This is a genomic window from Bacteroides sp. AM16-13, from assembly GCF_003602705.1.
Lineage (GTDB): Bacteria > Bacteroidota > Bacteroidia > Bacteroidales > Bacteroidaceae > Bacteroides > Bacteroides xylanisolvens.
The window spans coordinates 1-1,443 of the sequence record NZ_QTLK01000076.1 but is presented as its reverse complement, the minus strand read 5'-3'; the positions used below and the strand labels follow the sequence as shown (position 1 = coordinate 1,443).

General features: G+C 40.1%; 2 protein-coding genes. Both read right to left on the bottom strand.

Annotated features, from left to right (window positions below):
* Nucleotides 1-44: 44 nt before the first annotated feature.
* Nucleotides 45-980 carry a transposase gene (locus DW173_RS23625; protein ID WP_120145341.1) on the bottom strand — a complete coding sequence of 312 codons (936 nt, stop codon included), beginning with the start codon at nt 978-980 and terminating at the stop codon, nt 45-47.
* Between the two features lie 40 nt (nt 981-1,020).
* The gene (locus tag DW173_RS23620; protein WP_007483771.1) at nt 1,021-1,392 is read right to left on the bottom strand and encodes a transposase family protein; all 372 of its coding nucleotides are present in this window, start codon (nt 1,390-1,392) and stop codon (nt 1,021-1,023) included.
* Nucleotides 1,393-1,443: the final 51 nt, after the last annotated feature.

Here is a 1,443-nt window from a genome sequence, read left to right as displayed (position 1 = left end):
GGCTCAGTTGTAATTCTTGGGGGATTAAGTTTAGTCAATTCCCTTCATGCATATACCTTTGCTAGCCTAAAAAGGAAGAAGCTCATATCCACTACTCCTCTAAATGATGCCCTAAATGCTTTGATTTTAGCATTAAATGCTTCCGCTGCTGCATTTGTACTCCTGTTCACAAAGAAGTTCAAAATCCTTTCATAATGGTTCTCAATAGAGTTTGCTACTGTTGTGAATGTATCGTATCCATATTCTTCAATCTTATTATACCATAGTGCCAGCTTTACTCTTGCTACATCCTTGTCATAGTTTGTGGAAAAGATCTTTCCCAACTCCAATGAGTAGTAATATACGTGTTTAATATCTTCAAACTGCTTGAAAAGTAATTCTGCCCTGATTTTCTGGCTCTTGGTCCATTTATCAGGTGATTTAAATAATAAATATCTGCTTCTGGCTAATAATTGCCTGAGTGTATCTCCGTTTTCGAATTCTTCTGCTTTATGTACTTCCCCCTTCTCTTTTGCCGCTTTCATGGCTTTATTCTCCTCTTTTATCACTTGCCATCTATATGTAATACGCAACTCTTGTACCGCTTCGTATACAAGTTTTTGTACATGAAACCTATCAATCACCTGCATGGCACGTGGAAAGCACGTTTTCGCAATCTTTTGCATGCTCCCTGCCATATCCAGTGTAATTTCTTTGACTTGATTACGCAGCTCCTGTGGCATCTTTGTAAGTACCGCAATGATATCATCGGCTTTAGTGCCCTGAATTACAGCTATCATAGAACCTTTCCTACCTCGCTTATCTCTATTTATTAAGATGGTATAAAGATCTCCCTTGCTCAAAGCCGTTTCGTCAATACATAGGCGATAACCCATATTCTTTGGATAAAGGATATACTCTTGGGCATGTGCTCTCTGATCCCAATTCTGGAAGTCACTCAGGTGATCTTTATATTGGCTTTGAAGCTGTTTGCCATCCATACAGTAATGCTCTGCTACACTTTGGCAGCTAACGGCGTGATTATCTAAGTAATTCTTTTAAAAAAGCACCGAACTCAGCGGTTATGCGAGTACCGGTGGCTACCAAACTCCAGTCACGACTATATGTCTGCCCAGTGGAGGGATCTTCCCAGCGACGACGCTTGATACGTAAATAAACGGCTTTACCACGGATAGGGAAGTCCTGAACTTCAATCTCAGGGAGGAAACCTTTTGAGTGAAGATGTAGATCTGAGTACTCAGAAGGAATAGTGGCTTTCTCCTCTAAATAAAGAATAAAGCAAGTATCCTGAGAAACATGATTGACTAGGGTAAAGTAATCAAGGATTCCTGAAGGCAAGAACAAGCTTAAAGAAGCAACAGGATCAATCGTTTGGGAAGAGGATGTTTTCATGATGCAAAAATAAGAATTTTAACGCAATCCCCCAAGGTTTCAGACTGAGCC